Origin of the sequence: Bacillus carboniphilus (assembly GCF_020524035.2) — a bacterium.
Lineage (GTDB): Bacteria > Bacillota > Bacilli > Bacillales > JAIVKR01 > Bacillus_CC.
This window is the reverse complement of sequence record NZ_CP129013.1, coordinates 1,112,388-1,135,849: the sequence shown is the minus strand read 5'-3', so window position 1 is coordinate 1,135,849 and position 23,462 is coordinate 1,112,388. Positions and strand designations below refer to the sequence as shown.

Annotated in this window: 26 protein-coding genes and 4 pseudogenes; 26 read left to right on the top strand and 4 right to left on the bottom strand. The window is 35.3% G+C overall.

What is annotated here, in order from left to right; translation table 11 throughout:
- The first annotated feature begins 68 nt into the window (after nucleotides 1-68).
- The 5 genes from LC087_RS05750 (at nucleotide 69) to LC087_RS05730 (ending at nucleotide 2,880) form a co-directional block, all read left to right on the top strand.
- Complete coding sequence (locus LC087_RS05750; protein ID WP_306020306.1) at nucleotides 69-1,148, top strand: CAP domain-containing protein; 1,080 nt, start codon at nucleotides 69-71, stop codon at nucleotides 1,146-1,148.
- A gap of 120 nt (nucleotides 1,149-1,268) precedes the next feature.
- Nucleotides 1,269-1,631 (top strand): YlbD family protein, encoded by a 363-nt coding sequence (gene ylbD, locus LC087_RS05745; protein ID WP_226538454.1) that lies wholly within the window; start codon nucleotides 1,269-1,271, stop codon nucleotides 1,629-1,631.
- 15 nt (nucleotides 1,632-1,646) lie between these two features.
- Entirely contained in the window at nucleotides 1,647-1,886 is a 240-nt protein-coding gene (locus LC087_RS05740) for a YlbE-like family protein (RefSeq protein ID WP_226538453.1), read from the top strand.
- Nucleotides 1,887-1,964: 78 nt separating this feature from the next.
- Complete coding sequence (locus tag LC087_RS05735) at nucleotides 1,965-2,369, top strand: hypothetical protein (RefSeq protein WP_226538452.1); 405 nt, start codon at nucleotides 1,965-1,967, stop codon at nucleotides 2,367-2,369.
- 61 nt (nucleotides 2,370-2,430) lie between these two features.
- Nucleotides 2,431-2,880, top strand: a complete 450-nt coding sequence (locus LC087_RS05730; protein WP_371932685.1) for a YlbF/YmcA family competence regulator — start codon at nucleotides 2,431-2,433, stop codon at nucleotides 2,878-2,880.
- On the opposite strand, the gene LC087_RS05725 is transcribed toward LC087_RS05730, so the two are convergent.
- Entirely contained in the window at nucleotides 2,877-3,200 is a 324-nt protein-coding gene (locus tag LC087_RS05725) for a hypothetical protein (protein ID WP_226538451.1), read from the bottom strand. The two genes, LC087_RS05730 and LC087_RS05725, sit on opposite strands and share 4 nt — an antisense overlap.
- A 339-nt stretch (nucleotides 3,201-3,539) precedes the next feature.
- Here LC087_RS05725 and LC087_RS05720 point away from each other — a divergent pair, with 339 nt between their 5' ends.
- From LC087_RS05720 to coaD, 3 genes are all read left to right on the top strand, one after another.
- Complete coding sequence (locus LC087_RS05720; RefSeq protein WP_226538450.1) at nucleotides 3,540-3,812, top strand: YlbG family protein; 273 nt, start codon at nucleotides 3,540-3,542, stop codon at nucleotides 3,810-3,812.
- A 375-nt stretch (nucleotides 3,813-4,187) separates the two neighbouring features.
- Nucleotides 4,188-4,754, top strand: coding sequence for a 16S rRNA (guanine(966)-N(2))-methyltransferase RsmD (gene rsmD, locus LC087_RS05715; RefSeq protein WP_226538449.1), 567 nt, complete (start codon nucleotides 4,188-4,190; stop codon nucleotides 4,752-4,754).
- Between the two features lies 1 nt (nucleotide 4,755).
- Nucleotides 4,756-5,241: a pantetheine-phosphate adenylyltransferase gene (coaD, locus tag LC087_RS05710; RefSeq protein WP_226538448.1), complete on the top strand. Its 486-nt coding sequence runs from the start codon at nucleotides 4,756-4,758 to the stop codon at nucleotides 5,239-5,241.
- An 81-nt stretch (nucleotides 5,242-5,322) separates the two neighbouring features.
- On the opposite strand, the gene ylbJ is transcribed toward coaD, so the two are convergent.
- On the bottom strand, nucleotides 5,323-6,525 hold the full coding sequence (gene ylbJ, locus LC087_RS05705) for a sporulation integral membrane protein YlbJ (protein WP_226538447.1): 1,203 nt from the start codon (nucleotides 6,523-6,525) through the stop codon (nucleotides 5,323-5,325).
- 375 nt (nucleotides 6,526-6,900) lie between these two features.
- Between ylbJ and LC087_RS05700 the strand changes: the two genes are divergently transcribed.
- Nucleotides 6,901-7,914 carry a SepM family pheromone-processing serine protease gene (locus LC087_RS05700; protein ID WP_264189758.1) on the top strand — a complete coding sequence of 338 codons (1,014 nt, stop codon included), beginning with the start codon at nucleotides 6,901-6,903 and terminating at the stop codon, nucleotides 7,912-7,914.
- Nucleotides 7,915-7,967: 53 nt separating this feature from the next.
- Here the strand turns inward: LC087_RS05700 and LC087_RS05695 are convergent.
- A pseudogene (locus LC087_RS05695) lies at nucleotides 7,968-9,213 on the bottom strand (nucleotidyltransferase).
- A gap of 164 nt (nucleotides 9,214-9,377) precedes the next feature.
- On the opposite strand from LC087_RS05695, the gene LC087_RS05690 reads away from it, so the two are divergent.
- From LC087_RS05690 to LC087_RS05675, 4 genes and pseudogenes are all read left to right on the top strand, one after another.
- Complete coding sequence (locus LC087_RS05690) at nucleotides 9,378-9,905, top strand: YceD family protein (RefSeq protein WP_226538445.1); 528 nt, start codon at nucleotides 9,378-9,380, stop codon at nucleotides 9,903-9,905.
- A gap of 42 nt (nucleotides 9,906-9,947) precedes the next feature.
- Nucleotides 9,948-10,122 (top strand): annotated as a pseudogene (gene rpmF, locus LC087_RS05685) (50S ribosomal protein L32).
- Nucleotides 10,123-10,222: 100 nt separating this feature from the next.
- Entirely contained in the window at nucleotides 10,223-10,954 is a 732-nt protein-coding gene (locus LC087_RS05680; RefSeq protein ID WP_306020772.1) for an enoyl-CoA hydratase/isomerase family protein, read from the top strand.
- 170 nt (nucleotides 10,955-11,124) lie between these two features.
- Nucleotides 11,125-11,723 (top strand): annotated as a pseudogene (locus LC087_RS05675) (RsfA family transcriptional regulator).
- 41 nt (nucleotides 11,724-11,764) lie between these two features.
- On the opposite strand, the gene LC087_RS05670 reads toward LC087_RS05675, so the two are convergent.
- The gene (locus LC087_RS05670) at nucleotides 11,765-12,232 is read right to left on the bottom strand and encodes an N-acetyltransferase (protein ID WP_226538441.1); all 468 of its coding nucleotides are present in this window, start codon (nucleotides 12,230-12,232) and stop codon (nucleotides 11,765-11,767) included.
- A gap of 173 nt (nucleotides 12,233-12,405) precedes the next feature.
- On the opposite strand from LC087_RS05670, the gene LC087_RS05665 reads away from it, so the two are divergent.
- From LC087_RS05665 to LC087_RS05610, 13 genes and pseudogenes are all read left to right on the top strand, one after another.
- On the top strand, nucleotides 12,406-13,752 hold the full coding sequence (locus LC087_RS05665; protein WP_226538440.1) for an acetyl-CoA carboxylase biotin carboxylase subunit: 1,347 nt from the start codon (nucleotides 12,406-12,408) through the stop codon (nucleotides 13,750-13,752).
- Between the two features lie 38 nt (nucleotides 13,753-13,790).
- Nucleotides 13,791-14,015, top strand: coding sequence for an acyl-CoA carboxylase biotin carboxyl carrier protein subunit (locus tag LC087_RS05660; protein ID WP_226538439.1), 225 nt, complete (start codon nucleotides 13,791-13,793; stop codon nucleotides 14,013-14,015).
- A complete protein-coding gene (locus tag LC087_RS05655; protein WP_226538438.1) occupies nucleotides 14,015-15,544 on the top strand; it encodes an acyl-CoA carboxylase subunit beta in 1,530 nt (509 codons plus the stop codon). Before LC087_RS05660 ends, LC087_RS05655 begins: the two co-directional genes overlap by 1 nt.
- Nucleotides 15,545-16,051: 507 nt before the next feature.
- Complete coding sequence (locus LC087_RS05650; RefSeq protein WP_226538437.1) at nucleotides 16,052-16,957, top strand: 2-dehydropantoate 2-reductase; 906 nt, start codon at nucleotides 16,052-16,054, stop codon at nucleotides 16,955-16,957.
- A gap of 154 nt (nucleotides 16,958-17,111) precedes the next feature.
- A complete protein-coding gene (gene bshC, locus LC087_RS05645; RefSeq protein WP_306020294.1) occupies nucleotides 17,112-17,675 on the top strand; it encodes a bacillithiol biosynthesis protein BshC in 564 nt (187 codons plus the stop codon).
- Complete coding sequence (gene bshC / locus LC087_RS05640; RefSeq protein WP_306020293.1) at nucleotides 17,632-18,231, top strand: bacillithiol biosynthesis protein BshC; 600 nt, start codon at nucleotides 17,632-17,634, stop codon at nucleotides 18,229-18,231. Before bshC (LC087_RS05645) ends, bshC (LC087_RS05640) begins: the two co-directional genes overlap by 44 nt.
- Nucleotides 18,215-18,262, top strand: a pseudogene (locus LC087_RS19890) (hypothetical protein); the annotation flags it as partial. The gene bshC (LC087_RS05640) and the pseudogene LC087_RS19890, both read left to right, overlap by 17 nt.
- 9 nt (nucleotides 18,263-18,271) lie before the next feature.
- Entirely contained in the window at nucleotides 18,272-18,793 is a 522-nt protein-coding gene (locus tag LC087_RS05635; protein ID WP_306020292.1) for a bacillithiol biosynthesis protein BshC, read from the top strand.
- A gap of 128 nt (nucleotides 18,794-18,921) precedes the next feature.
- The gene (mraZ, locus tag LC087_RS05630; protein WP_226538435.1) at nucleotides 18,922-19,353 is read left to right on the top strand and encodes a division/cell wall cluster transcriptional repressor MraZ; all 432 of its coding nucleotides are present in this window, start codon (nucleotides 18,922-18,924) and stop codon (nucleotides 19,351-19,353) included.
- A 44-nt stretch (nucleotides 19,354-19,397) separates the two neighbouring features.
- Nucleotides 19,398-20,336 (top strand): 16S rRNA (cytosine(1402)-N(4))-methyltransferase RsmH, encoded by a 939-nt coding sequence (rsmH, locus tag LC087_RS05625; RefSeq protein ID WP_226538434.1) that lies wholly within the window; start codon nucleotides 19,398-19,400, stop codon nucleotides 20,334-20,336.
- Nucleotides 20,337-20,379: 43 nt separating this feature from the next.
- The gene (locus LC087_RS05620) at nucleotides 20,380-20,739 is read left to right on the top strand and encodes a cell division protein FtsL (RefSeq protein ID WP_226538433.1); all 360 of its coding nucleotides are present in this window, start codon (nucleotides 20,380-20,382) and stop codon (nucleotides 20,737-20,739) included.
- 15 nt (nucleotides 20,740-20,754) lie between these two features.
- Complete coding sequence (locus LC087_RS05615; protein ID WP_306020288.1) at nucleotides 20,755-21,516, top strand: penicillin-binding protein 2; 762 nt, start codon at nucleotides 20,755-20,757, stop codon at nucleotides 21,514-21,516.
- Entirely contained in the window at nucleotides 21,491-22,882 is a 1,392-nt protein-coding gene (locus LC087_RS05610; protein ID WP_306020286.1) for a penicillin-binding protein, read from the top strand. Before LC087_RS05615 ends, LC087_RS05610 begins: the two co-directional genes overlap by 26 nt.
- The last annotated feature ends 580 nt before the right edge of the window (nucleotides 22,883-23,462 follow it).

Here is a 23,462-nt window from a genome sequence, read left to right as displayed (position 1 = left end):
TTTTGACTTTCCATTTTTATATAAGATCAATGGATAATATCTATAAATATTCTACTAGGAGGATGAAAATGAAGGTCATAATTAAAAATGTTTTTGTTCCTTTACTGTTGGCTGTCACTCTCTTCCTTGCCATGTCTTTCTTTGATTTTCCTACCCAGTTTGAAACAGAAAAGCCTCCAATAGAAAACGTTCCATTATCTGAAGGTGAAGAGAATAAGCAAATGGAAAATAAAATAGAAATAGGGCAGGAAAGTTTACTAACCTTAATTGGACAAACTAGCAACCAAGTAATAGAACAATATGGTGATCCTTTGAGGATCGACCCTTCAATGTATGGGTACGAGTGGTGGATATATCCACAGGATGAAGAGAATTATTTTCAAGTAGGTGTGCGTGATCAAAAGGTCGTCACTCTATTTGCAATAGGTCCTACTCTAAATATCTCACCTTTAAAACCAAATAGTTTGATTGAAGAAATAGAAAAGAATCAAACAGTATCTGATACGGTTGAATTAGAAGAGGAAGGGAGTCGTTATCAATTTTCATTATCGGATGAGGATCTAAAAGTTAGACCCTTATTATCTATAGAAGACACATTTGTACAGTTATATATTGATAGCAATACGAAGAGAGTATCTAGTATAAGGGTGTTAGATGGCCCAACTTTAATAAAACATAAACCTTACAACCTAACATATCGTGGCACATTGCTTCCAGAACATAAAGTGGAACAAGATGATTGGCCCTATATTCAAGAAGGATTAAAGAAGCAAATATTTGATGTTACGAATGTAATTAGAGCGAGACATAATAAGATGGAATTATTGTGGGATTTAGAAGTGTCTGAAATGGCTGATCGACATTCTAAAGATATGTCCGACCATAATTTCTTTGCGCATCAATCTCCGAATAGTGGCTCTTTACTTGATCGGTTAACTGTTTCAAAGATTCCTTTTCAAATTGCAGGAGAAAACATTGCTGCTCATTACGTTGATGGCTTAGCAGCGGTAGAGGGGTGGATGAATAGTAGCAGTCATCGAGAAACGTTATTAAACGATGAATACACTCATCTTGGGGTAGGTGTTCATGAGAAATATTACACACAAAATTTTATTAAACAGATAGATTTTTCTTCAATAAGTGAGTGAAAAGATAGGGGATTGGGGGCATCAATAAGATGCTGACAAAAAAAGAAAATAGGCACACATCAATATTATGAAAACATATTGTATAGTACAGGGATAATTTTGGTGTGAGGTGAAAAAAATATGGCCCAAAAACAAGTAGAACAATTTAAAGATTTTGTTAGAAAACATCCTAAACTAATTGAAGAAGTGAGAAAAGGAAATAAAAAGTGGAAGAATCTTTTTGAAGACTGGTATATATTAGGGGAGGATGATGAGTATTGGGTAGAATATGCAAGTGAAGATGATAAAGAGGATACAAAGGATGCTGGGTTATTAACTTCAGTATTAACGGCATTTAAAAATATGGATACAAAACTGCTGAATGAACAGTTGTATAAAATGAATGATACAATTGAAAACATACAAGGGCTCATAAGTCAATTCCAAAAAGAATCCTCATCCAGTAAACAACCAAAAAGTCCTTTTTCATTCAGAAAGGATTAATGTTGGGGTGAAAAGATGAGAAAGGACGTTTTAGACTACATTTATGAAAATCCAGATATTATAAGGTATCTTCGTGAGAATCCCCATTGGTATCGAGTGATTAATAGAAACCCACAAAGTTTAGAGCAGCTTCAAATAGAAATGATGAATGCATATGAAAAGACGATTCCACACATGGTGTCCAACTTTTCTAATTCAGTAGAAATGGCTAAAATGATGATGGGAATGTTGTCATCATTTTCTTTGAAGGATTAATTTTTTTGCCAACATCTTATGAAGAAATGAATGTTGCCTGTTCTGTTCGCCCATACTACCTTAAAGGAGGTTAGTAGGATGGAAAGGCACATTCGTTTAGTCATATTTATTAGTTTAATTTGTTGTTTAGCAGCTTGTACAAATGATAAGCCTACGCCTGAAACGAAATTCGAAATAGACCCTTTGAAAACGATCGCTCTTTCAAATCAAGTGAAAGAAGTGACAAACATGAGTAAGAGTTTTCATGTCAACCATCATGTCAGGGGGAATAACATATATATCGAATGTTATATCCCAAATTATAATTTTCAAAAAGACAAAGGGCGTTTGCAATTGTATGTGGATGGGAATAAAGCGGAGGATGTTCAAACAGCAGCCTTTGTATTGAAGGATATACCAAAGGGAGAGCATCGTTTAAAACTAATCTATAAACGTCCGAACCAAACAAATCTAGAGAAAGAATGGTCAGTAAAGATTAAATAAGGAAATATTTTTGTGATGAACACTCTATCATGGTAAAATGTTGATGGAGGTGTTTCACTTGATAACTGTTACAAGTGATCATTTGATGCTTTTAGAAGAAACAGAATCAATTGTACAAATGATTTTAAGCTCTGAGGTTGTTAAAAATTATTACGAAGCTTTTAATAGCTTATATAAAGATGAGAGAGCAATGGAATTAATAAATAAATTCACTCATTATAAAGGATTATATGAAGAGGTCCAAAGGTTTGGAAAATACCATCCTGATTATAAAGAAATTTCTACACAAGTCCGTTTAGTCAAGAGAGAGCTTGATTTACATGAGAAGGTTTATCAGTTTAAAGTAGCAGAGAACGAGCTTCAGAATCTGCTGGATGAAATTAGTAGAATCATTGGTTACTCTGTTTCAGAACAAATAAAAGTTCCATCAGGTAATCCGTTTTTTGATTCTCTCTCAAGTTGCGGAGGAGGATGTGGATCTGGTGGAAGTTGTGGTTGTAAAGCAAGTTAACGCCTTCTTTTATATCTAACACAATCGACACACTCATTACCACAACAAAACATTTTTTCTTGTGGCACAAAAAATCGATGACGAAAAACATACAGTCCATCTTGGTGACGTACAAATGTTGTTTGTTTCGTCACCTTTTTCTTATACATTGATTTTTGAGAGGCTTCATTAATGATTTGCAAGATGGTTTGTTTGTTCGCATAGGAGTTGATATATAGAAACGGTGTTCCTGTAATGTTTTTTATATTCACATCTGAAATATTTTTATTTTCCTGTATAATTAGAATAAATTTATTCCATATTTCTTCTAGTGGATTCATATTTCTATTCCCTTCATAAGTTTTGCTGAATGATAAAAATGAAATAGTGTTTACTTATCACTAATTTATCGTTTTTACAAGACAGAAGTATCAAATATAGTCCGTGTTGGGTATTTAAAAAAAGTTAAGGATTTAAAAATTTTGTCGGGTAGCTGTATTTCATTGATGACCGCTAGTATTAGTGGGTTTTCAGAAATAGTCACTGAGAACAAAAAGTTATAGAACATCTTCCTTTTATCAGCCCCAAGTGTGAGCAAAACGGCATGAGCTTTTTTTTAGTATTTCTTCCTAATAGGGTATTTATCATTAAGAATTTTGAACGAAGTAGGTGATCTATAGATGTTTGAAAAACGACAAGGTATTGCTGTTTATTTACATTCCCTAAAACACGCAAAATCGTTAAGAAGGTTTGGCAATGTTCATTATATATCAAAAAAAATGAAATATGTCATTATTTATTCAGAAAAAAGTAATGTTGAGCAAATAGTAGAAAAAATAAGTTCTTACTCTTATGTAAAATATGTAGAGGTCTCTCAAAAACCAAACATTAAATTAGAATTCGAATCAAAGTTTGACAAAGCGAAAGAATATGATTATAAGATGGGTCTTTGATAAGGTTTTAATACAATAAAAAAACCCTGCTCAATGCAGGGTCCTTCTATATTTAAAAGCATCAGCTTTAAAATAAGAAGGAAAAGGGAGAGGAGAAACCGGAGGAAGAACTTATGGGGAAACGTAAGTCTTCTCCGCGGTTGGCAACAACATCGTTTGATGCTGTCTATAGTAAGTATGACCAAAATCTTAGTTACTATACAAACTATTTAAACCTTGTTTAAAATTTTTAGGCAGGGAGATGTTGTTCCTAGTTTAATGTAGCTAAACGGTCGCTTTTGCTTTTCTTTAAAATATAGATTGTCATGATTTGACCACTATGGTACTATTATGACTGCAAGATGAAGGAAATTGTTAAGTTGTGGTGAAAAATGTATGAGAGTGATATCTGGAAGTTGTAAAGGTAAGTTTTTGAAGGCTGTACCTGGGAAACTTACAAGACCAACCACTGATAAAGTAAAAGAAGCAATGTTTAATATAATAGGACCCTATTTTAATGGTGGAGTTGCCTTAGACCTATTTAGTGGGACAGGTAGTTTAGGAATAGAAGCCTTATCTCGTGGGATAGATCGATGCATATTTGTTGATATGGATTATAAGGCAATTAAAACGATTCAAGATAACCTTGACGCATGTCAATTAAATGACTATTCAGAGGTGTATCGGAACAAGGCAGAACGAGCATTGAAAGCGGTTTCAAAAAGAGATTTGACATTTCAATTAATTTTTCTTGACCCGCCTTATAAAAAACAAAAACTTATAGCACTCATTAAAATTATCGCTGATCATCGACTGTTAAATGATCAAGGATATATTATCGCAGAACATAGTTCTGATATTGAACTCCCAAATAAAATAGCCAACTTTACAAAAGTGAAGTCAGAAAAATATGGAACAACGGTGGTAACCTTATTTCAGCATAACCACAATCGGGAGGAATAATATGAGTAGAATAGCTGTTTGTCCGGGAAGTTTTGACCCCATTACATATGGCCATTTAGATATTATTAATCGTGGGGCAAAAATCTTTGATAAAGTATATGTATGTGTTTTAAATAATTCTTCTAAAAAGCCTCTTTTTACTGTTGAAGAGCGCTGTCAATTAATTAAAGAAGTTACGATAGACATCCCGAATGTGGTTGTTGATTCTCATAAAGGGTTATTAATAGAATATGCCAAACAAACTGGAGCCAATGTCATTTTAAGAGGTTTAAGAGCCGTGTCAGATTTTGAATATGAAATGCAAGGAACATCAATGAATCGCTTACTTGATGAGACAATTGAAACTTTTTTTATGATGACAAACAATCAATATTCTTTTTTAAGCTCAAGTATTGTTAAAGAAGTTGCTAAGTATAAAGGTGACATTCGCGCTCTTGTTCCTTCCCAAGTGGAGAAAGCACTATGGGAAAAATCAACCATTAAGTGAACGACTAATTGAATAAACGTTATATTTTTATTTACTCAAAACAATCTCTTCATGAGGTTGTTTTTTGTTTTAAGTTTTTCCTTATGACTTTTTGGAAAGATCGTTTAAAACTCTTTTTCCATAAATAATGATATAAAGGATTAAAAAAAGTATGGTAAAAACAGGACCAACCTTAAGAATATTTAAATTAGTAACAAAAACGGTTGTATTATGAAGAAAAGTAGGTATTTCATTTGTTGAATGAAGGTTTAAATATAAAGGCTTGAATAAAACAACAGTAAAAAAAGCAGCAAAACAACCTTGAAGAATTCTTCCTATAAAGAAAGGTTTGAAGCTAATATCTGTTTCAGCTAGTATACTAGCTACTTGAGCTTGTACGGAAAATCCACTAAATCCTAAAATAAAGGATGTTACAATTAATTGCTCAAAGAGACTAGCAGAATGAATGCTGGAAATCAATTTCCCTCCAAGAGTGATTTCAAACAACCCTGCTACAACTGGTAATGAAAGGTTCGTATCAATGGTGAAAAAGTAAAGAACAAGCTCGATAACTTTAGCGATTAAATCTGAAAAATGAATGATGGACAACACTTGATTTAAAACGGAAAACAAGATAATAAATCCACCGATTAAAAGTAGTGTTTCAACAGAACGAGTGACAGCATCGCCTAATATTTTTCCAAAGGGTCTCTTTTCTTTTTCTTTCGCTAAATAAAGTGCCTCGAATGCTCTACCGATTGAAGGGCGAGCTTGACTATTATGACGATAATCATCTTGTTTATTCCAGAACCTCATGATCAGTCCTACTGATATATTAGCTAAATAATGACAAATAGCTAGTAATAGACCTAGGTATTTATTTTCAAAAAAACCGATAGAAATGGCTGCAATTATAAACAGCGGATTTGATGAATTTGTGAAAGAGACTAATCTTTCTGCTTCTATTTTAGTTAATTGCTTTTCCTGACGTAATCTAGCTGTTAACTTGGCACCAGCAGGAAATCCAGAGACTAGCCCCATTGCCCATACAAATCCTCCTTGACCAGGGACGTTAAATAGGGGTCGCATCAGTGGTTCAAGTAAGACACCTATAAAAGCGACTAAACCAAATGCAATTAAGATTTCGGATAAAATAAAAAAAGGTAATAGTGAAGGGAAAACAATTTCCCACCACATTTTTAATCCTCGCTTTGAGGCTTCTAAAACAGCATTTGGGTGTAAGATGACAGCAACTGTTACAATGATTAAACATAATGCATATAAGTAGATTTTCACCTTTCTCAAAAAAGGACCCCCTTACCATATAGCTAAGAGAAAAAAGACTAAAAAACAATGAATTTCATTAATGTTACTCTTGTTCACATATAACTAATCAGGATACACTATTAATAGTGATTAAAAACACTTATAGAGGTTGTTCAAAAAGTTTAAAGATGGCCTTGATGTGCAATAACCAGGGTGTTCTAGAATCAACAATTACTCGTATATGTGGCTAAACTTATGTATTAGCTTACAATTCTTTTCCCCTAAGTTTTTGAACAAGCACTTATAAATAATATACGAATGGAAGGTGCGCATTTAGACCTGTAATAAAGAAGAATAAAAAAGAACATACGAAAAAAAACAAATGATTGCTTAGTATGTGGAAGGAGAAGGATCTTGAAAAAAATAAAGCAACTAGCAATACTTACACTTATATTTACTGCCCTTTTGAGTATAAATTTGATTGAACTACCGTACTACATTACAAAACCAGGAATAACAAAAGAGTTGGATAGAATTGTAGAGGTTGAAGAAAGATTTGAAGGGGAAGGTAGCTTTTCATTAACGACCGTTAGTATTGGTCGTGCGAATCCCTATACATATGTATGGGCAAATTTACAATCCTTTTATGAAATATATCCAGTTAATGACGTAAAATACGAAAATGAGTCAGATGAAGATTATTTAGATAGACAATTGTATATGATGGAATCTTCACAAGACGCGGCCATTTCTTTAGCGTATGAGGAAGCGAATAGAGAGGTTGATCTCGATTTTAATGGGATAATTGTAGGTCAAGTATTTGAAGGAATGCCAGCAGAAGGAAAACTAAAAGTTGGCGATCGTATTTTTAAAGTAGATGGACAGCGATTACAATCTTCTGAGCAAATGATAAGCTATGTGAATGAGTTAAATAGTGGCGATTCGATTTTATTAACGTTGGAGCGTGATGACAAGGAGATGGAAGTAGAAGTCAATCTATCAACGTTTTCTGAAGACTCAAGTAGAATTGGAGTGGGCATTAGTTTAATCAACGATTATGAGGTGCATGTTAGTCCTGACGTTGAAATCAACACTTCAACGATCGGAGGTCCTTCCGCAGGTCTTATGATATCTTTGGAAATATTCAATCAGTTGACAGAAACAGATTATTCTAAAGGATACACGATTGCTGGTACAGGAACGATTGATCAAGATGGAACTGTTGGTCCCATAGGTGGAATACATCAAAAAGTGGTGGCAGCTGATGAGGCAGGGGTTGATATTTTCTTTGCACCTAATGAAATGGGGGTAGAAGACTCAAACTATCAAATTGCGCTCCAAACGGCAAAGGATATTAATTCTAATATGAATATTGTACCTGTAGATACGTTTGAAGAAGCAGTTAATTATTTAAAAGAAATGAATTAGTTATATGCAAAAGAAAGAGCACACAATAATTAAGGAGTGCTCTTTTTCTTACGTTATAAAACTATTCCTTGTTGTTCATTATATCTAATAGGAGGCTGTGAAAACTCTTTTTGTATAAATAAAGAACGTCTAGGTTCATCAAGGGCAAATGAATAAATATTAGCAGCACGAATATCTATTTCAAGTAGAGGATGAACTTGGTTAGATAGCTTTGAAACGAGTGGAACTGATAGAGATTTTTTTTTGTTTGTTCATATATTCTTGTCCTTGTTTAGACATTCCTAAAAGGCGCAAGTAGGGGACAGATGAATTTTTCAATAGAGGGATCATCTCATCTTTTGTCGTGTTAGTTAATATGTGTGTACATACTCGTTGTAACCTTGTCCATGTATACCTTTTCGTTTTTAATTTTTCCATAAACTCATTAAATGTATGGGCTGACCGAATGGTTTTAATAATTCTATTTTCTATTCCTTCCTCCATCTCATAAATCTTTTTTAGTTCAAGGGTAGTCTTTGATAAAACACTATATTTTAACAAAGGAAAGTAAGTTTCCCAATCATGAAACGTACCTTCAATTTGCTGATAATACATTAGCTCTTCAAAAGATTTATTCGGCATGAAGCGTTGTAATTTATTTAGTTCTCTGCCTTTAAATAAGGCTTTACGGATGCTTGTTGCACTAGCAATTTCTGACTCGGGTAGAATTCTTTCGTGGTAACTACTACCTAAACGTGAAACGGTATAAGGTTTGATAGACAACCCTTGTTCGTAAATAGCATGTACATAATGGTATCCTAAAATATTGTTAGGTAAAGCTAAATCAACAAGTTTATGTTCAGAAAATCGTTGTAATTCTTTAAAAGCTTTAGATAATGCAGTAGGGTAACTGCATCCTGTAGATATGTGTTGGTTAATGATCTCATGAAACGTTTCCTCATTTTTTTTGAGCCATTTATATGTATGGATAAAGTCATTGATTTCACCATGCTCACTTCCGAAACATATAGAATGACAATTTAGCCTATCTAGTATAGAAACAGCTCCTTTTGCGAAAATTTCTGCATGTTGTGTAGCTAATGCATAAGGGAGTTCGATGACAATATCGACGCCATTTTTAAGCGCCATTTTTGTCCGAGACCATTTCGATACAAGAGCAGGCTCTCCACGTTGAAGAAAATTACCGCTCATAGCAGCTACAACTACATCTGCTTTAGACTGTAGTTTAGCTTGTTTTACGTGATGCAAGTGACCATTATGAAATGGGTTATATTCAACGACAACTCCAACGGATTTCATTGATCATAACATCCCTTCGTTTTAGTATCATTACTTTTGATAAGTTAAAGTGTGAATGTTAGTATCTTTATAGTAAATGAATAAGAACAAGAGTGTAAAGAAAATATATTGACAAAAACATTGTGTAAGGCTATAATTACCTTTGTTGTCTTGAGGTGATATTCATGAAATGGACAATTATTGAATTATTAAAGTTACAAAAAAAAGGTTTTATTTTTGATGAAAAAACTGAATTTCCTGATCTTGTAGAGGGTCATCAAGATCTTCGCCAGTTAAGGCCTGTTCAAGTAAAAGGACGTACCGATATATCTCCTGATAAAATTACTTTTCATTTAGTTATAACAGGAGAAATGGTGCTTCCTTGTGCGAGGACATTGGCGGATGTTGATTTTCCTTTTCAAATAGAATCAACGGAAACGTTCCTATTGGAACAAAATCCGTATGGTATGGAAGAAGATGATGAAGATTATCACCTTGTAAAAGGAGATGTAATTGACCTTTCTCCTATTGTACGTGAGTTGGTTTTACTTGAGATACCGATACAAGTAATTAGTGAAGATAGTGAACAAAATGAAGAGGCTCCTTCAGAGGGTGTTGATTGGCAAGTGGTGAATGAACAAAACAAGCAGGAGAAGATTGACCCAAGGCTTGCTAAGTTAGCTCACTTACTTAATAATGATGATACCGAATAGCATGATGGAGCACATACTTCTTTCTTTAAGGAGGTGGGAACAATGGCTGTACCATTTAGAAGAACTTCTAAAATGAAAAAAAAGAACTCGTCGTACACACTACAAACTACAAGTTCCAGGCATGGTAGAATGTCCGAACTGTGGCGAGATGAAATTAGCTCACCGTGTTTGTAAAGAATGCGGTAGTTATAAAGGTAAAGAAGTTGTTGAAAAATAAAATATTTTTTCATGAAAAAGCACAGGGGTCTCCTTGTGCTTTTTATGATTTAAGGGAGTGTTTACCTTGGTAAGTCATTTAAAGGGAAGTTGATAAAGGCATTTGGCAATTTTCTATTGATCGTCCTACCCGCCGCAATGCCATTAATACAAAAGTAATGGAGGATTTAAACACGGCAATTCAAAAGATGAATCACGAAAAGAACGTACGTGCATTTATTGTTGCTGGAACAGGCGGACAAGCATTTTGTTCCGGTGGAGATTTAGGAGAATTTCATCGATTATATACTGAAAAAGAAGCCTATCAAATGCTTTCAAAAATGGGTGGTATTTTGTATGAACTTCTAACTTTATCTTGCCCAACATTTGCACTAATTGATGGAGCTGCTGTTGGAGGAGGGTGTGAACTAGCTATTTCTTGTGATTTTCGTATCGTAAGTGAAGGAAGTAGACTAGGATTTATCCAAAGAAATTTAGGAATTACAACAGGTTGGGGAGGTGCGACGATGCTACTTGAAAAGCTTCGCTATGATCAAGCGTTACAATTGCTTTTGCCAGGGAGTGTGATTAGTGCAGAAGAGGCTAAAGAAAAAGGCTTTGCTACGGATGTGTTACCTAAAGAGGCATTTTACGATCTTGCATATGCAAAAGTATTTTCAATCGTTGGTGAATCTCCTCAAGTTTCAGCAGCATATAAATTGTTGAAAATCTCAGAATGGGAAGAGAAAAAAGTGAAAGAAAAAGTATTTAAAGAGATTTCAGCTTGCGCAAAGCTGTGGGAATCTGATGAACATCATCAAGCGGTGAAGCAGTTCATTTCTAAAAATAAATAGTTATTTTTTAATATCTTACTTTACTTCGGATAAGAAAAGAGAACTTTTAAATATCATACATCCACTTTTTTGCATCATTATAGTATTTGTCCTCATGATTACATAGTCTATCTAATCTACTAGTCGCATATAAATACACCATAAGTGAAGAATGGTGGGGGGGAATAAAAGTGACGACAACTAGGCAAGATGCATGGACGCAAGATGAGGATTTATTTTTGGCAGAGGTTGTTTTAAGACATATTCGTGAAGGTGGTACACAATTAGGGGCATTTGAAGAGGTGGGGAAAAAACTTTCTAGAACAGCTGCTGCCTGTGGTTTTAGATGGAATTCATATGTTCGAAAACAGTATAAAACGGGAATTGAAGTTGCGAAAAAACAAAGAAAAGAACAACGAAAGCCATTCTCAAATCAAAACAAAGTAAAGGAAAATAGAAACCATACTGTACCAAATATAAATCATATTTCGTTAAGTGAAGTCATTGACTACCTTAAAAGTTTTGAAGATTCTTTATCAAATAGAGATTTACAAGAAGAGAATGAGAGTTAAAGCAAAAATTAGTTGAATACGAAAATCACCTGAATTACTTGAGAAAGGAAAAGGAAGAATTGTTAACTCACCTACGTTCAGTTGAAGAGGATTACAGGTCGTTGATTGAGATAATGGAGAGAGCTAGAAAGATGGTTGTGTTTCAAGAAGAAGAGAAGGAATCAAAGGTGAAGTTCCAAATGGATAAAAACGGTAATTTAGAGAGGGTGGAAAAATGAAAAGAAAAAAGACCGATAATAGACGGTCTTTTTTAAAGCAACTATATTTCCGTTTCCTTGACTCCATTAGGAAACCAAACTAGCGGGTTTTCGCCTCGGTCTCTCATCATATTATATTGAACTGGTACAAATCCGCTCTTTTCCCAAAAGGCCCTTGACTTCATTCTTGGGTTTGTTTTAATAGGTAATTGAAATGATTTTGCAAAGTTTACTAATGATGTTCCGAATTGCTTTCTTTGATAATCAGGTAAGACTTCTAACTTCCAAAGTTCTAAGTAATCTTGTTTTGGCTCGAAGTATTGATCAAATTCTTTATCGATTTTATAGAGATTCATTCGAGCAACTAGCTTTCCTCCGAAATAAATACCATAAAAAGGAGATTCGGTTGTGTTTTCAACCATATTGTTTTCTAGATCTTCTAGCATAGAAAGTTCTTGTAGCCCGTATTCTTTAAACTTCTTAAACTCTTCAAGAGTTTTATAATTTATTTGTAGTCTTTTAACTTCCATCGTGTACTCTCCCCTTTAGTTAAGACAAAATCTTTATAAAATTATGATTATTATTAGTATATAACAATTCAAGTAAACTTGTCATCCGTAAAGAAAGCGTTTCCAAATATAAAAGGAATTAAAATAAACCTGTCGAATATAGAAGTGAATGATTTTTGTTTGGGGGGATATGGTTGAAAAAAGTATTGATTGCCAATCGAGGTGAAATTGCCAGCCGAATTATTGCAAGTTGTAAAAAGCAAAATATAGAAACGGTTACGATATACTCTGACGCAGATCAATCCTTGTCTTACGTGAAAGAATCAGATTATTCTTATAGAATAGGGGACCCGCCTGTCAATAAATCGTATTTGCAAGCAGAGCAAATAATTGAGCTTGCTTTAAGAGAAGGGGTAGATGCTATTCATCCTGGCTACGGCTTTTTATCTGAAAATGCTTCCTTTGCAAAAATGGTCGAAGAAGCAAACTTGATATTTATTGGGCCTGATTCAAAGACAATTGCTCTGATGGGAGACAAATTAGAGGCAAGAAAAATGATGGAAAAGGCTAACTTGCCTGTACTACCAGGTACTAATAAAAAAATATCTTCCTTTGCCGATGCTGCTAGTCTTGCAGAAGAGATTGGGTATCCCGTAATGCTGAAAGCGAGTGGTGGTGGAGGAGGTATAGGGATGAAAAAGTGCGTAGATGAGCAACAATTAAAAAATGCTTATCATTCGATTAAAGAAAAAGCAAAAGTGTATTTTCGCTCAGAAGACCTTTTAGTTGAAAAATTTATTGAGAATGCTCGTCATGTAGAAGTGCAAATTTTAGCAGATCATTACGGTCAAGTGGTTCATTTATATGACAGAGATTGTTCTACACAAAGAAGAAATCAAAAAGTAATTGAAGAAGCACCATCATTTTTAAATGATGAAGAAAGAACGAAAATATGTGAAGCGGCCTTAATAGCTGCACAGCATGTTAACTATGTTAACGCTGGAACCGTAGAATTTATTGTTGATCAAAATAGTCAATTTTATTTTTTAGAAATGAATACAAGGTTGCAAGTAGAGCACCGAGTGACAGAAGCGATCACTAAAATAGATATTGTTGATTGGCAGCTTCGAATTGCAAAAGGAGATAAACTTCCTCACCAATTTAATGAACTCCATTATAACGGACATGCTATGGAATTTCGTCTTTATGCGGAAGATCCTAATTCTTTCATACCTTCACCTGGTTTTATACATACCTTTTCTATTCCAACATCTGAAGGCTTAATAATAGATCAAACATATAAACCTAATGATCAAGTTACTCCCTTTTATGATCCTTTAGTAGCTAAACTAACCATACACGGATCAACTAGAAGGGAAGTGATTCAAAAGGCAAATGAAATTTTACATTCTACTGTGGTGGAGGGAATTCAAACAAATAAACCTATTTTACTCTCCATGTTAAATGACTCTGTCTTTCTTTCTAACGAGCACTATACGACTTATCTCGAAGATAAAGCAATAAAAAAAGCGAGACGTTAGAAAACGAATTCAAAAAACGTTAAAAAGGATGAATGTCGATGTATGAAATAAAAGCACAAATGGCCGGAACAATATTGAAGATTAATAAAAATGTGGCTGGACGTATCGAAATAGGAGAAGAGCTGGTTGTGATCGAATCTATGAAGATGGAAATCCCAATTGAGGCACAAATCACGGGTTTAGTAGAGAAGTTAATGGTTGAAGTTGGCGACTTTGTTAACGAAGGTGACCTTTTAATGACTGTGAATAAGGAGGAATCGTGATGATTTCTAATGAGTTATCGTCAAAGTTGGAAGAAGGACATAAAAAGATTGAACAAGGAGGTCATGAAAAATATCATGAGCGATTAACCTCTCAAAATAAATTATTTGTGAGGGAACGGTTATCTTTATTACTAGATCATTTTCAAGAGGATGGGAAGTTTGCCAACTATCAATCTGGTGATTTACCCGCTGATGGTGTCGTGACGGGGATAGGAGAAATTAAGGGTCAATCTGTTTGTGTGGTTGCGAATGACTCCACGGTAAAAGCTGGGTCATGGGGGGCGCGGACGGTTGAAAAAATCATTCGTATTCAAGAAGTAGCAGAAAAAATGGAAGCGCCACTTTTGTATTTAGTGGATTCAGCAGGGGCAAGAATTACAGATCAAATTGAAATGTTTCCTAATAGACGCGGGGCGGGGAAAATATTTTACAATCAAGTGAAATTGTCAGGAAAAGTGCCTCAAGTTTGTCTTTTATTTGGACCTTCAGCCGCTGGCGGAGCGTATATCCCTGCTTTTTGTGATGTCGTCATAATGGTTGAAGGAAATGGATCAATGTATTTAGGGTCTCCTAGAATGGCAGAAAAAGTAATAGGCGAGAGGGTGACCTTAGAAGAAATGGGAGGAGCAAGAATGCACTGCGAAGTTTCTGGGTGTGGTGATATTTTAGCAGCTACTGAGGAAGAGGCCATCTCTTTAGCTAAGCAATATTTAAGCTATTTTCCGGCTAATTTTAAAGGGACACCACCGAAAAAACAAGCAATACTTCCGCAAGATATGGATATGGAGAGTATCATTCCACAAAATCAAAATATTCCTTTTGATATGTATGATTTTATAAAGGGACTAGTAGATAAAGAGTCATTTTTTGAAATCAAGCAATTGTTTGCAAGGGAGCTCATTACGGGTTTTGCGAGAATGGACGGGAATCCTGTGGGGATAATTGCTAATCAACCAAGAGTGAAAGGGGGGGTGTTATTTGTAGATTCTGCCGATAAAGGATCAAAGTTTATTCAATTATGTGATGCTTTTAATATCCCTCTCCTCTTTTTAGCAGATGTTCCAGGATTTATGATTGGAACAAAAGTCGAACGAGCAGGAATCATAAGACACGGAGCTAAACTTATTGCTGCCGTTAGCTCAGCTACTGTTCCGAAAATTTCAGTAATCGTTCGAAAAGCGTATGGAGCTGGCTTATATGCTATGGCAGGACCTGCCTTTGAACCTGATTGCACTATTGCCCTACCAACAGCCCAAATCGCTGTTATGGGACCAGAAGCAGCCGTGAATGCAGTCTATTCTAATAAAATAAACGAAATCGAAAAAGAACAAGACAGACGACAATTTGTTGATGAAAAACATCAAGAATATAAAGACCATATAGATATTTTTAAATTAGCTTCAGAGCTAATCGTCGATCAAATCGTCTCTGCTTCTGACTTAAGGTCAGAGCTAATTGAGAGATACCGGTTATATTCATCTAAAAGAATGACCTTCACTGAGCGGAAACACCCAGTATACCCTGTGTGATTGGGTAGTTTCTTATAAGTGCGTGTTCAAAAAGTAGGGGAAAAAGAGCCGAGAATTAGAAAAGCGTCATCGACTTGATCAGCCACGACAAGCATAAGATGCGATTACCTTGAAAGGTGCTCTTTACCTTTCATGAAATCGTAGCTTATGACCTCGAGTGGCTAGGCGATAGAGCTAGACAAGAACGAGGCGACTGCTTAAAGGAACGCAGGCTAAGTTCAGTCACGTCCTGTGTCAACGCCTGCGCTAGCCCGTCCTTGGGCATCGAAGCACTCACAGTGTACGTACAGATGACGGATCACAGGCTAAAAGCAACCACGTCGTGTGGTTAACGCCTGTGCTAGCACATCGTGTGCGTCGAAGGAGCGGAAAAGCAAACCAACAAAGTTATTCGACAGTAATTTTTTTATGACTTTTTGAACAACCTCTATAAGTAAAGCATCGTCGTTGTAATATGAAAACGACGATGCTTTTTAGTTCTCGACTTGGTCAGAAGAGTCCGTTAAAATGACTATTGAGGTGAAAGCAATGCAAGTTGGGATCATTGGCGCAGGAGCGGTAGGGTTATTGACAGCCTTTTATTTAAGTGAACAATATCATGTCACCGTATATACGAAACGACAAGATCAATCAAAGGAGCTAATTGAACAAGGGATATTTTTAGAGAGAGATCACGAATGGTATCATGCGTCCATATTATCAAAGGTAGATGAAGTATATTCCGAACCGTATTTAATAATTGCCGTAAAGCAACACCAATTAGCAGGAATAGTTGATAGATTAAAAAATATGCCTCCTAAAAAGCTCCTATTTATTCAAAATGGGATGGCTCATGTGGAGTATTTTTCGAAACTTATCCACCATCAAATTTACGTTGGTGTTGTTGAGCATGGGGTTGTGAAAAAAGACGATCATAAAGTCATTCACCGAGGAGTTGGACAAATCAAGATTGCTCCATACCAACCTAATTTGACTGAACCTTTATATTCAGAATATAGTACCCATACCTTCTTTCCAATTGTTAAAGGAGCCCATTGGAGAGATATGCTGCATTCTAAACTATTGGTAAATTCAGTTGTCAATCCACTGACGGCTATGTTTGGGATAAGAAATGGACAATTATTTCAAAACTATAACTTTAAAGTGTTATCCGATTCATTATTTAAAGAAGTCATTCATTTATTAGAGTTGCATCAAGTGGAAGAAGAGTTATATGCTTATATTCAGGGAGTGTGTGAAAAAACAGCGTTGAATCATTCTTCAATGCTGATGGATATAAAAAATAGTAGACAAACAGAAGTAGATGCTATTTTAGGTTATTTAATAATGCTCGCTAAAAAGAAAAACATTGATAGCCCAATTGTTCATTTTTGTTATTACGGTATTAAAGGGTTAGAAGAAAGTAGGGAATAAAGCAATATTTTTTTTGACTTTTATGAGCCTTTAGCTAATTTAGCTAGAGGCTCTTTTAACATATAAGTTGGCTGGTTTTAATATTTACAAAAAAAGAGCTAGGTGTAGATTTTTCTCATGTTGAAGTCGTTCTTTTTTTGTTAAAAGGGAAATAATGATATACTCAAACATGGTTTTATACATATTTATTAAAGAAGGGAAGGTACATAAATGGAGATTGAATGTCTCTCCCGCCATCATACATCAAATACCTTTTGTCAATGATTATCTTCAAAACCGTTTAGATTATCAAAAATACTTCAATTATCATTTTCATGATCAAAGTGAGTTTGAAAAGAGATATACAGATGTAATGAACTATGGTTATCCACGGGAACAACTTGTTCGTTATTTACTAAATCATAATCGTAAATACGGAGCTTCTTCAAAGACGATAAATAATATTGAAATGTTGCTTGATAAAGAAAGTGTAGCTGTTATTGGAGGGCAACAAGCAGGTCTCCTGACAGGACCTTTATATACGATACATAAAATCATCTCAATTATCACTCTTGCGAGACAGCAGCAAGAGCTATTGGGAAAACCTGTTATACCTATTTTTTGGGTGGCAGGGGAGGATCATGATTTTGATGAAATTAATCATCTTCATGTTCATCAACAAAAGATAAAAAAAAATGGCTCTTTCTCATCACAATCAATCAAAGCAAATGATTTCTAGTAAAAACATAGATCAAGAAGTTTGTATGGACTGGATAGATGAATTGCTGTCTACTTATGGGGAAACAGAATTTACGAATGTTACCCGTGCTCAGCTTTTTAATGCATTACAAAAGTCCGGAACGTACAGTGATTTTTTTCACTATATCATTTTTGATTTATTTAAAGACACAGGTCTTGTATTGTGTGATTCAGCTTCGCCGAAGTTACGAACAGTAGAAGTCCCTTTTTTTGAAAAGATCATAAAAAAATCAAAACATATTAATGAAACTCTTTCTATTCAACAGAAGGAATTAGTTAAAAATGGATTTAAAACGATCATTGATTCTGAACCTAACAGCTCACAGCTTTTTTTTATACAAAATAAAGAACGTGAACTTCTTTTGTATAATGAAAAGAACCTCTTTCAATTGCCAAATAAACAAGAATTCACGGATCAAGAGCTCATTGAATTACTGAAGAAACATCCTGCAAAATTCAGCAATAACGTTGTAACAAGACCGATTATGCAAGAATGTATATTTCCTACTTTAGCATTCTATAGCTGGACCAGGTGAAATCAATTATTGGGCTGAACTTAAGGGAGTCTTTCATAGCATGCAGTTAAAGATGCCGATTGTTGTTCCCAGGGCTTCTTTTACGATTGTGGAAAGAGGGATTGAGAAGGATTTAGGGGACCTAAACTTAACGATAGAAGAAGTAATAAATGAGCCGATAAATGTTTTGATGAATAGATGGAAAAAGAAACAAGAGATTAAAAACTTTCATCCATTATTTGAAGTGGCCAAAACTAAAATTCGTTCAATACATGAATCCTTGCAAAAAGAGGCGCTTCAAATGGATCAAAGTTTATTGGGTGTAGCTAAGAAAAATTCCTTTTTTATTGAAGAGCAACTTGACTTCTTTTTGAAAGAAGTTGAAAAAAAACAGATGCAAAAGTATAATACGCAATTATCTAAGTTTAAAAGAATTGAAACGTCGATAAAACCAAAAAACTCTCCACAAGAAAGAGTGTGGAATATTTTTTATTATATTAACAAATATGGATTTTCTTTTCTTCAAGAACTCCAAAGTCAGTCTTTAAAATTTGATGGTAGGCATTATATCGTTCGGCTTTAACGTATAAAAGATATAAACTTTAAACCCTTGTCATTTAAAGGGTTTTTTTTTGTCTCAATACAGTGTAAAATATAGGTGTGGGACAAAGTGGTGTAAAGTGGGGCATATGTCTAAAAGGTGGGAACGCTATGTTCATGGGCGAGTATAATCATACAATTGATGTTAAAGGAAGAATGATTGTTCCTTCTAAGTTTCGACTTGAGTTAGGTTCTTCTTTTATTCTTACTCGTGGACTCGATCAATGCTTGTTTGGTTATCCCATGAAGGAATGGGACATCATCGAGGAAAAACTAAAAACTCTCCCATTAACAAAAAAAGATGCCCGTGCTTTTACACGTTTCTTCTTTTCAGGTGCAATCGAATGTGAACTTGATAAGCAAGGCAGAGTCAATATTGCCCAATCGCTGATCGATTATGCGAAGTTAGAGAAGGAATGTGTCATCATAGGAGTCTCTAATCGAATTGAATTATGGAGTAAAGAGATTTGGGAACAATATGTAAACGAGCAAGAAAGTTCATTTGAAGAGATTGCTGAAAACATGATTGACTTTGACTTATAGTTCGCATCTCAGACTCATTTACATATTAAAAGGTGGTTACAACGTTGTTTAAACATAAAACAGTATTACTTGATGAGGCTATTGAGGGCCTTAATATTAAACCTGATGGAATTTATGTAGATTGTACGTTAGGAGGGGCAGGTCATAGCTATGAAATATCTGCTAGACTGTCCAAGGAAGGGCATTTATTTGCCTTTGATCAAGACGAAATGGCCCATAAGGCCGCAAAAGAAAAGCTTACGCCCTTTATGGACCAAGTTACGTTGATTAAGAGTAATTTTACACATTTAAAAGATGAATTATTAGAACGAGGAATTGATAAAGTCGATGGCATTTTGTTTGATTTAGGTGTTTCATCACCACAGCTTGATGAAGCTGAGCGAGGATTTAGTTATCACCAAGACGCACCATTAGATATGAGAATGGACCAACAAGCTAGTTTGAGTGCTTACGAAGTGGTGAATGAATGGTCGTATGAAGATTTAGTAAAAATCTTTTTTAAATACGGAGAAGAAAAGTTTTCAAAGCAAATTGCTAGAAAAATTGAGAAAGCCCGTTTAGAAAAAAAGATTAAAACAACTGGAGAATTGGTCGAAATAATAAAAGACGCAATTCCAGCTCCTGCAAGAAGAAAGGGAGGACATCCTGCCAAGCGAATTTTCCAAGCGATTCGCATTGCTGTTAATGATGAACTTGGGGTGTTTGAAAAGGCAATTGAACAATCGTTACAATTGCTTAATGTTCAAGGTAGGGTTTGTGTCATCACTTTCCATTCCTTGGAAGATAGAATTTGTAAAGACACGTTTAAAAAGGTCAGTGAACCACCCCCACTCCCACCTGGTTTACCTGTTATTCCAGAAGAGTTCAAGCCAAAGATTAAGCTAGTAACGAGAAAACCGATTCTTCCCTCTGATGAAGAATTAGAAAATAACAATCGAGCAAGGTCTGCTAAACTTCGAATCGCAGAAAGACTTAAGTTTTAATAGAGCTTTTATATTGTACTCTCCAATAGAAAGGGGCTAGCGTGTGAATAATTTAGCGACGAAGATTCAACAAAAACAGGAACAAAGTCAACAAGTTAAAACGAAGAAAATAACGATAAAAAAGAAAAGGGATATTACAATAGGTGAGAAATTCTTGATTGTAGCTTTTCTAGGCGTCGTTTTAATAGCTTCTGTTCAAATCATTAATAACAGCTTAATCTTATACAAGGAAAATCAGCTGCTGCAGCAAATTGAAGCGGATATTAGCAAGCAAGAAAAAGCGAATGAGGAATTAATTGTTTACATCGATGAACTAAAAAATCCGCAATTAATTTTGAAAAAAGCAGAGGAGTTAGGCCTTGATATTACATCAATTAATGATAAAGGAACGAAGAATGAATGAAAAAAAAATAAAAATATGAACAGAGGAGCAGCAATATTATCATTAATATTTATGTTGCTCTTTTTAATTTTTTTTAGTCGTTTTTTATACATACAGTTAACGGGAGAAATAAACAATGTTTCGTTAGATGAAAAGGCAGCTGAAAAATATGATGAAAGGATTAAAATTACTGGAAATAGAGGGGTCATTTATGATCGAAACGGTGAAGTAGTCGCAGGGAACAAGACGACTTTTACGTTGATCGCCTACGTGGATCCATCAAGATCAGCTGGTTTTCCAAATGGCGAGGAAAAACACGTTGTTAATACCGTCGAAACTGCATCTCAATTAGCCCCTTACTTATCAATGGACGAAAACAAGGTCATTCAACAACTTGATCAAGCAATTGAAGCGAAAAAATATCAAATAGAATTAAGTAAAAAGCTTTCTTATTTTACAAAACAGCAAATTGAGTCGTTACACTTAAAAGGAATTGATTTTAGGGAAAATTCAACGAGGACATATCCAAATGGTGTCTTTGCTTCTCATGTAATTGGTGCTTATAGTGATAAAGAGAAAAAGGGGATCATTGGTATTGAGGAAAGTCTAGAAGAATACTTAACAGGTCAAGATGGTTATCAAATTGTTGAACGTGATCAATTGGGATTTTTATTTCCTAATGGAGATATCGAAATAAACGAACCAGATAATGGAGCAAATGTTTATTTAACTCTCGATTATAAAATACAAACGTATTTAGATTCGGCTATTAATGAGGCAGAGAGCAAAGAAATATGAGACAGAAAAAATGATTGGCATTGTGGCGAACCCAAAAACCGGCGAAATATTAGCAATGGCAAATGATCCTTCGTTCGATCCTAATTTACGTGATATTACTAACTATCATAACGATGCTGTATATTATGCTTTTGAACCTGGTTCAACGATGAAAACTTTTACGGTTGCTTCGGCAATTGAAGAAGGGAAATATAATGGTAATGAAACGTTTCAATCGGGTTCTTATACTGAAGTAGCAGGAGCTCCCATTAATGACCATAGCACTTTAAAATACGATGGCGGAAAATATACGTTTGATCAAGGGTTTCAGAGATCTTCTAACGTGGCCATGTCGATATTAGTCAATGAAAAACTAGGGATTGATACATACTTTCAATACCTCGATCGCTTTGGTTTTGGAAAGAAAACGGGTATTGATTTGGAGGATGAACAAACAGGTATGTTTCCGAGCGAGGACGTTGATACACGAACGAAGCTCATCACCTCGTTTGGCCAATCCATCACCGTTACGCCTATTCAGCAAATCCAAGCACTTACAGCGATTGCAAATGACGGGAAGATGATGAAGCCGTTTCTCATTAAAAAGATTGTGGATTCAAATACAGGTGAAATAATTGAAGAAAAAAAACCAACTCAAGCTGGACAACCTGTTAGTCCTGATACGGCAAAGCAAGTAAGAGATTTACTTGAACGCGTAGTTGATCAAGAGGCTGATGGTGATCCAGATACGAACGGTAGTACGGGAACGGCATACTACAATGAAAACTATCAAGTTGCAGGTAAAACAGGTACCGCTCAAATGTATACAGATGGAAAGATAGAACAAGGGAAATATATTTATTCCTTTTTAGGTCTGGCACCAAAGGATGATCCTCAGCTTGTCATGTATGTTATGGCACAAGATCCTAAGCACGATGGGAAAAAAGCTGTTGTAGATGTTTTCAATCAAGTGTTAGAAAGAAGCTTAAGTTATTTAGAGGCAAGTACGACTAGTGATTCTAAATCAAGCTTACCTACTGAAATTACTATCGAAAATTATAGGGGTAAAAACCCTAAAACGATTTCAGAACAGCTAACAAAGAAAAACCTTCAGCCTATTGTGATCGGAGAAGGAAAAAAAGTTGTTCAACAGTTCCCTGAAGAAGGAGATTCTCCACTTCTGCTAAAAAGTAAATTATTTCTAGTGACAGAGCAGCCAACTATGCCAAATTTGACAGGTTGGTCATATCGGGATGTAGAAAACTTTTGTAAATTAGTTGATATTGATCTTCAACCTGTTGAAGGAACTGGATATGTAACCAAGCAGTCCATTAAAGAAGGAGTGAAACTAAAAGAAGGGGATAAACTAGCGGTAACCTTAGAGTAAGAGAGTACCCCCATTTTAGAAAAATGCTTTTACGGAAACGTAAGGCATTTTTTCTTTTGCGACGTACAGGAAGTGCTAGAGTCATCGTTAGTTGCTTGTCGTGGCTGTTCAAAGCGCTTCCACTTTTCTATTGTCTAGCTCCAACGCCCAGCGACTCGTAAGTTTTTCGACGCACAGGAAGTGCTAGCATCATCGTTGCCCACACGACGTGGGTGCCTTTAGATGATGTTCCATTTCTTTGATAAGTCAACATCGAAGCCTGCGGCTTTTCGTGTTTCCTTTATCTCATACGGCGATGAACAGGAGGTTCTAGCGTCAACGTTAGTCACAGGACGTGACTGTTCTTAGTTGACGTTCCTTTTTCACCTTCGTCGCTAAACGGTCGCTTCCGCTTTTCTATTGTCTAGCTCCAGCGCCCAGCGACTCGTAAGTTTTCGCTCTCCTCCTTATGATAAGTCAACATCGAAGCCTGCGGCTTTTCGTGTTTCCTTTATCTCATACGGAGTGCTCAAACCCCTTCGTCGCTAAACGGTCGCTTCCGCTTTTCTTAGTTCTACTCATTTTGGGTCAAGCATATGAT

What these genes read in the sequence shown, in the direction of transcription:
- LC087_RS05750 (WP_306020306.1), top strand. Translation starts at nt 69, where the DNA reads ATGAAGGTCATAATTAAAAATGTTTTTGTTCCTTTACTGTTGGCTGTC.
- ylbD (WP_226538454.1), top strand. Translation starts at nt 1,269, where the DNA reads ATGGCCCAAAAACAAGTAGAACAATTTAAAGATTTTGTTAGAAAACAT.
- LC087_RS05740 (WP_226538453.1), top strand. Translation starts at nt 1,647, where the DNA reads ATGAGAAAGGACGTTTTAGACTACATTTATGAAAATCCAGATATTATA.
- LC087_RS05735 (WP_226538452.1), top strand. Translation starts at nt 1,965, where the DNA reads ATGGAAAGGCACATTCGTTTAGTCATATTTATTAGTTTAATTTGTTGT.
- LC087_RS05725 (WP_226538451.1), bottom strand. Translation starts at nt 3,200, where the DNA reads ATGAATCCACTAGAAGAAATATGGAATAAATTTATTCTAATTATACAG.
- LC087_RS05720 (WP_226538450.1), top strand. Translation starts at nt 3,540, where the DNA reads ATGTTTGAAAAACGACAAGGTATTGCTGTTTATTTACATTCCCTAAAA.
- rsmD (WP_226538449.1), top strand. Translation starts at nt 4,188, where the DNA reads ATGAGAGTGATATCTGGAAGTTGTAAAGGTAAGTTTTTGAAGGCTGTA.
- coaD (WP_226538448.1), top strand. Translation starts at nt 4,756, where the DNA reads ATGAGTAGAATAGCTGTTTGTCCGGGAAGTTTTGACCCCATTACATAT.
- LC087_RS05690 (WP_226538445.1), top strand. Translation starts at nt 9,378, where the DNA reads ATGAAATGGACAATTATTGAATTATTAAAGTTACAAAAAAAAGGTTTT.
- LC087_RS05670 (WP_226538441.1), bottom strand. Translation starts at nt 12,232, where the DNA reads ATGGAAGTTAAAAGACTACAAATAAATTATAAAACTCTTGAAGAGTTT.
- LC087_RS05660 (WP_226538439.1), top strand. Translation starts at nt 13,791, where the DNA reads ATGTATGAAATAAAAGCACAAATGGCCGGAACAATATTGAAGATTAAT.
- LC087_RS05655 (WP_226538438.1), top strand. Translation starts at nt 14,015, where the DNA reads ATGATTTCTAATGAGTTATCGTCAAAGTTGGAAGAAGGACATAAAAAG.
- LC087_RS05650 (WP_226538437.1), top strand. Translation starts at nt 16,052, where the DNA reads ATGACTATTGAGGTGAAAGCAATGCAAGTTGGGATCATTGGCGCAGGA.
- bshC (WP_306020294.1), top strand. Translation starts at nt 17,112, where the DNA reads ATGATATACTCAAACATGGTTTTATACATATTTATTAAAGAAGGGAAG.
- bshC (WP_306020293.1), top strand. Translation starts at nt 17,632, where the DNA reads ATGGCTCTTTCTCATCACAATCAATCAAAGCAAATGATTTCTAGTAAA.
- LC087_RS05635 (WP_306020292.1), top strand. Translation starts at nt 18,272, where the DNA reads ATGCAGTTAAAGATGCCGATTGTTGTTCCCAGGGCTTCTTTTACGATT.
- mraZ (WP_226538435.1), top strand. Translation starts at nt 18,922, where the DNA reads ATGTTCATGGGCGAGTATAATCATACAATTGATGTTAAAGGAAGAATG.
- LC087_RS05615 (WP_306020288.1), top strand. Translation starts at nt 20,755, where the DNA reads ATGAACAGAGGAGCAGCAATATTATCATTAATATTTATGTTGCTCTTT.
- LC087_RS05610 (WP_306020286.1), top strand. Translation starts at nt 21,491, where the DNA reads ATGAGGCAGAGAGCAAAGAAATATGAGACAGAAAAAATGATTGGCATT.